Source organism: Carnobacterium sp. (genome assembly GCF_032094055.1).
Lineage (GTDB): Bacteria > Bacillota > Bacilli > Lactobacillales > Carnobacteriaceae > Carnobacterium_A.
Genome location: NZ_DAMDAK010000032.1, coordinates 16,204 through 22,411 on the forward strand (window position 1 = coordinate 16,204; position 6,208 = coordinate 22,411).

Annotated in this window: 5 protein-coding genes; all 5 read left to right on the forward strand. The window is 38.6% G+C overall.

Annotated elements, in window-relative coordinates:
* A partial coding sequence (locus RT405_RS06645; RefSeq protein ID WP_313468590.1) for a penicillin-binding protein occupies window positions 1-1,683 on the forward strand: 1,683 nt, incomplete at its 5' end.
* Between the two features lie 14 nt (window positions 1,684-1,697).
* Window positions 1,698-3,176 (forward strand): UDP-N-acetylmuramoyl-L-alanyl-D-glutamate--2,6-diaminopimelate ligase, encoded by a 1,479-nt coding sequence (locus RT405_RS06650; RefSeq protein WP_313468591.1) that lies wholly within the window; start codon window positions 1,698-1,700, stop codon window positions 3,174-3,176.
* A 12-nt stretch (window positions 3,177-3,188) separates the two neighbouring features.
* Window positions 3,189-4,154 (forward strand): phospho-N-acetylmuramoyl-pentapeptide-transferase, encoded by a 966-nt coding sequence (gene mraY, locus RT405_RS06655; protein ID WP_313468593.1) that lies wholly within the window; start codon window positions 3,189-3,191, stop codon window positions 4,152-4,154.
* An 89-nt stretch (window positions 4,155-4,243) separates the two neighbouring features.
* On the forward strand, window positions 4,244-5,623 hold the full coding sequence (murD, locus tag RT405_RS06660) for a UDP-N-acetylmuramoyl-L-alanine--D-glutamate ligase (protein ID WP_313468595.1): 1,380 nt from the start codon (window positions 4,244-4,246) through the stop codon (window positions 5,621-5,623).
* Between the two features lie 25 nt (window positions 5,624-5,648).
* The coding region (locus RT405_RS06665) for a glycosyltransferase (protein ID WP_313468596.1) at window positions 5,649-6,208 on the forward strand (560 nt) is incomplete at its 3' end.

The window sequence follows — 6,208 nt, forward strand, 5'->3', positions numbered from 1 at the left end:
CCTACTCGTCTTTATCCAAATGGTATTTTTGCTTCACATCTAGTGGGGTATGCGGAACTGCCAACGGATAAAAATGGAGAAACTAAAGAAACGACATCTCGTACTGATTTAAAAGGATTAATGGGCGTGGAACAAGCTTATAATGATGTGTTAACGGGTACAGATGGATCAATGAAATACCAAAAAGATAGTTTTGGGTATGTTTTGCCTAATTCTTCTGTTGAAACCACAGAACCGGTAGATGGAAAAGACATTTATCTGACGCTTGATAAAAGAATGCAAGTATATTTGGAAAGTGTTATGACTGAAGTAAATGAAAAATACAAGCCGGTAGAGATGACTGCAACTTTAATGAATCCGGAAACTGGGGCAATTATTGCTGCTTCACAACGACCGTCTTTTAATGGGACTACAAAAGAAGGAATTGGCGACTTATGGCAAAACTTGTTAGTTGAAAATACTTTTGAGCCAGGTTCAACAATGAAAGTTTTAACGCTTGCCGCTGCTATCAATGAGGGCGTATTTAACCCAAATGAAACCTATATGTCGGGTTCGAAAAAAGTAGAAGGCGGGATAGTAACCGACCATAATGTAAATGGGTGGGGACAAATCAGCTTTTTAGAAGGTCTCGAGCGTTCGAGTAACGTAGGATTCGTTAACCTAATGGAAAAAATGGGAGAAGACGATTGGAAGAAGTATATGGATGAATTTGGAATCGGGAAAACAACTAATTCAGGTCTTCCAAATGAACAAGAAGGATCGAACCCGTATCAATGGCCTTTGGAAAAAGCGAATACGTCCTTCGGGCAAGGAGTAACAGTTACCGTTTTTCAAATGATGCAAGCTTACTCTGCTATTGCGAATGAAGGCAAAATGATGAAGCCGCAATACATCAGCAAAATCGTTGACCCAGCAACTGGAAAAGAGACTGTGATTAAACCAGAAGTGGTCAATGAACCTATTTCTAAGGAAACGGCAGACCAAGCATTGAATTATTTAAAAGAAGTCGTTTATAGCAAAAATGGTACTGGTCAAGGCTACCAGATCGATGGTTATGAGATTGCTGCAAAAACGGGGACTGCACAAATTGTCAATCCTGAAACCAAAAAATATTATAGCGGAGGGAATAATTATATTTTTTCTGTGGTAGGGATGGCACCGGCTGATGATCCAAAAGTTGTTTTATATGTGACCGTACAGCAGCCAACTATCACTGATCCTTCCTTGGTGGGTGGCGATGTAGTGCAAGCTATCTTTAATCCGGTTATGAAACGGGCGCTTGAATACCAGCATTTAACCGATGAATCTGAACCAGAGGATACAAACCAAGTAGAAATGCCAAAAGTAACAGGTGTATCTAAAGAAGAAGCGTTAAAACAATTAGAAGAGACTAAGTTAGATGTGACCGTTATTGGAAATGGTGATACAATAGTACAACAATTACCGCTTCCTGATAAAATGACTATTAAAAATCAGCGGATTATGTTAATGACAAATGGCGCAATGACGATGCCTGATATGACAGGATGGTCAAAAAATGATGCATTGAAAGTAGCTGAAATTACAGGGATTGAATTTACATTTAAAGGAGAAGGTTATGTCGTTAATCAAAGTTTGGCCCCACAAGCTAATATGCAAAGTGAAGAAAAAATTGATGTGACATTAGCCTCTCCTCAAGAATAGAAAAGGTGGAAGATATGAAAGCAACTGAATTAATCGCACCGCTTATTGTAAAAAATACTTCATTGCCGATTCCACAAGAATTGACAATTAGTAAAGTGACACAAGATACACGAGAAATAGAACCTGGCTCTGCCTTTATCTGTATAGCAGGTGCTATTCGTAATGGACATGACCTAGCGGGAGAAGCCGTTGAAAAGGGAGCGGTACTGGTTATTGCAAGTGAAAAAATCGAAGTAGCTGTACCTGTAGTCTACGTTTCAAATACGGAAAAAGCAATGGCTGTATTGGCAAGTCACTTTTATCAACAACCAAGTCAAGAACTGCGTGTGATAGGAGTCACAGGAACAAATGGTAAAACAACGGTTACTCACTTATTAGACCAAATTTTTCGAGACCATCAAGAAACGACAGGAGTCATTGGAACCATGTACCGTCGTATAGGCGACAAAGTACATGAAACAAAAAATACGACTCCAGATAGTCTTACATTACAAAAAACATTAAGAGAAATGAAAAAAGCCGGAGTTACTACTTGCTCAATGGAAGTATCCTCACATGCATTAGTACAGGGACGTGTTTGGGGAACAGATTTCGATATCGCTGTTTTTACCAACTTAAGCCAAGATCATTTAGAATATCATCATACAATGGAAGAATATGCGCACGCTAAAGAATTATTGTTTTCACAATTAGGCAATAGTTATCAAGTTGAAGAACCTAAATATGCCGTTTTAAATTTTGATGATCCAGTTGGCAGAAGTTATCAAAATAAGACAGCGGCTCAGGTTTATTCTTATGGTATTGATCAACCAGCAGATTTTAGAGCGTCTGATTTAAAAATAACTAATAAAGGCACTAGTTTTACATTGGTTTTTAAAGAAGAAGAATATCCAGTCCAAATGAAAATGATTGGGAAGTTTAATGTTTCAAATTCTTTAGCAGCTATTGCCGCTGCTTATGCTTCAGGATTGGCGTTGCCAAGTATCCTCTCTTCTATAGCAAAAATCGAAGGGGTCAGAGGAAGATTTGAAGTAGTGCAGGGAGAACAAGACTTTGCTATCATTGTGGATTATGCTCATACTCCTGATGGCCTGTTAAATGTTTTGAATGCTGTGAATGAAATAAAAGAGGGTCAGGTTTACTGTGTAGTAGGGTGCGGCGGAGACCGTGATCGGACTAAACGCCCCATTATGGCTGATGTAGCTTATACACATGCAGACCATGCTATCTTTACATCGGATAATCCGCGTACTGAAGATCCGCAGGCTATTCTAAATGAAATGGTAGTCGACTTGGAAGAAGGCACATATCAAATGATACCGGATCGCAGAGCTGCCATTCAGGCTGCTGTTGAACAAGCAACCAGCAAAGATATTATTATCATTGCGGGTAAAGGACATGAAGATTATCAAATCATCGGAACAGAAAAGCATCATTTTGATGATGTAGAAGAAGCCAGACAAGCGGTTAAATTAAAAAACAAAGAATTTTAGGAGCGATTAAACATGCATTGGACAGAAATGTTATTGCCATGGGTCAGTAGTTTTGCTTTGACTATCATGGCAATGCCAATTGTCATTGGCTACTTTAGAACAAAACAATTAGGACAAACAACAAGAGATGAAGGACCAAAATGGCATGAGGTTAAATCAGGTACGCCTACGATGGGAGGAGTCGTTTTTCTCATCGCAACAGCTATCTCTAGCATTTGGACAGGGATATGGCAACAAAGTTTCACTGTCAGTTTAGGTTTATTGCTGTTTATTACATTGCTTTATGGAATACTCGGTTTTTTAGATGATTTTATTAAGATTTTTAAAAAACGTAATTTAGGTTTAACTTCTAAACAAAAATTAATTGGACAACTAGTTGGCGGCTTTCTATTTTTTATTGTGTATCTAATGAACGGCTTTTCAACTGACTTAGCTCTTCCTTTCTTTGGAAATGTTCATTTTGGCTGGCTGTATGGAATCTTTCTACTGTTTTGGCTGGTTGGTTTTTCTAATGCCGTTAACTTAACGGATGGCTTGGATGGACTAGTGGCTGGGACAGCAACAATTGCCTATAGTGCCTACGCTATTATTGCTTGGCAGCAAGCCCAAACAGATGTATTGATTTTTTGTTTAACCGTCAGCGGCGGATTGGTTGGTTTTTTCTTTTTCAATAAAAAACCAGCAAAAATCTTTATGGGAGATGTTGGTTCATTAGCTTTAGGTGGCGGGTTAGCTGCTATCTCTATTTTATTGAAGCAAGAATGGTCTTTGCTGTTGATTGGGCTTATTTTCGTAATCGAAACAGCAAGTGTCATGATTCAAGTGACATCTTTTAAACTAACTGGAAAACGGGTTTTCAAAATGAGTCCTATTCACCATCATTTCGAAATGAGTGGTTGGAGTGAATGGCGGGTAGTAGGAACATTTTGGTTTATCGGTTTGATTACAGCTAGTTTATGTTTATGGATCATTCTCTAGATAAAAATAAGTAAGAGGAAAGGACTCGTTAGTTAGTCATTGTCACTTTGCTTAGTTTGAAAATAGTCCAGTTAGAAAGAGGTTTAGCAATGAAGAAAATTAAACGTTATGAAAATACAAAAGTTTTAGTTTTAGGTTTGGCTCTAAGCGGGGTTAATGCTGCCAAATTGCTTCATTCATTAGGTGCTTTAGTAACAGTGAATGATTATAAAAGCTTTGATGAAAATCCGGAGGCTCAAGAATTATTAGAATCCGGTATTCGTGTAGTAACTGGCGGACATCCTGTTGAACTATTAGATGAGGATTTTGAATGGATCGTTAAGAATCCGGGAATTATGTATAATAATCCTATCATTGTTCGTGCGTTGGAAAAACAAATACCGGTCATTACAGAAGTAGAACTAGCTTATGAAGTTGCTGAGAGTATGCTGATTGGTGTAACTGGGACTAATGGAAAAACGACGACAACTACCATGATAGCTGAGTTGTTGAATATGAACCGGGAAAATGGCCATGCCTATGTAGCAGGCAATATCGGGACTCCGGCTAGTCTAGTAGCGCAACAGGCAACAGTTGACGATGAAATCATAATGGAGCTTTCTAGTTTTCAATTGATGGGAATCACAGAAATGAAACCTCATATTGCAGTTATTACAAATATTTATTCTGCCCATTTGGATTACCATGGAACAAGAGAAGAATATGTTGCAGCCAAAATGCGAATCACTGAAAACCAAACTGCTGATGATTATCTGGTTGTTAATTGGGATCAACCAGAACTGAGAGAATTGGCTAAAAGCAGTCAAGCTCAAATTATTCCGTTTTCTCGACTTGAACGCGTAAGCAATGGAGTGTATTTAGAAAATGAAGTGATTTTTTACCGAGATGAGCCTGTCATGAACAAAGCCTCTATTTTAGTTCCAGGAGATCACAATGTTGAAAATGCAATGGCTGCTATAGCGGTCGCTAAATTGCTCAACCAAGAAAATGGGGCCATACGTGAATGCCTGCAACAATTTTCTGGAGTAAAGCATCGGACTCAATTCGTGAGAGAATATCAGCAAAGACGTTTCTACAATGATTCAAAAGCAACAAATAATTTAGCAACAAAGAACGCCTTAAAGGGTTTTGATGTTCCGGTTATTTTGCTAGCGGGCGGCTTAGATCGCGGAAACGATTTTGATGAGTTGATACCAGAATTAAAAAGAGTAAAAGCGTTAGTTTTGTTTGGCGAAACAGCTGCAAAATTGGCAGAAACAGGAAAAAAAGCGGGTGTCCAACAAATCGAATTCGTGCAAAACGTAGAAGCAGCTGTTCCGGTAGCTTTTGAAATAAGCCAGCCAGGAGAAGTGATTCTGTTATCGCCTGCTTGTGCAAGCTGGGATCAATACCGAAGTTTTGAAGTTCGAGGCGATGCCTTTATTCAATCGATCAGTCAGTTAATTGCTAAAGAAGAAGAGGAGGAGTAGGCCCTCAAAATGGCCTTACATAAAAATGAAAATTTTATTATCCGGCGGCGGCACAGGAGGTCATATCTATCCAGCCTTAGCCCTGATTAGAAGACTGCAAGCTTTAGATCCTTCTGTTGAGATTCTTTATATAGGAACTGAAAAAGGATTAGAAAGTCGAATTGTTCGAAATGCAGGCATTGCGTTTGAGTCTGTGGAAATACAAGGTTTTAAACGTTCGCTTTCGATCAGCAATGTTAAAACAATTCAGTTATTTATTAAAAGCATACAAAAATCTAAAAAGATTGTTAAAGCATTTCAACCTGATGTTGTTATCGGTACTGGCGGCTATGTTTGTGCTCCAGTTGTTTACGCCGCATCAAAACTGGGTATACCAACTATCATTCATGAACAAAACAGCGTGGCAGGCGTAACCAACAAATTCTTAGCACGTTATGTAACCAAAATAGCCGTTTGCTTTGAAGAAGCGCGTGCAGAATTTGGTAAATATGCTAAAAAAGTTGTGTATACCGGAAATCCGAGAGCACAAGAAGTTGTAGGAATAAAACCTTCTGCTATTTTGGAAGAATATCAGTTAGATGCTGT

Excerpts from the sequence above, each read along its gene's own strand:
- murD (WP_313468595.1), top strand. The coding sequence starts at position 4,244 with ATGAAGAAAATTAAACGTTATGAAAATACAAAAGTTTTAGTTTTAGGT.
- RT405_RS06650 (WP_313468591.1), top strand. The coding sequence starts at position 1,698 with ATGAAAGCAACTGAATTAATCGCACCGCTTATTGTAAAAAATACTTCA.
- mraY (WP_313468593.1), top strand. The coding sequence starts at position 3,189 with ATGCATTGGACAGAAATGTTATTGCCATGGGTCAGTAGTTTTGCTTTG.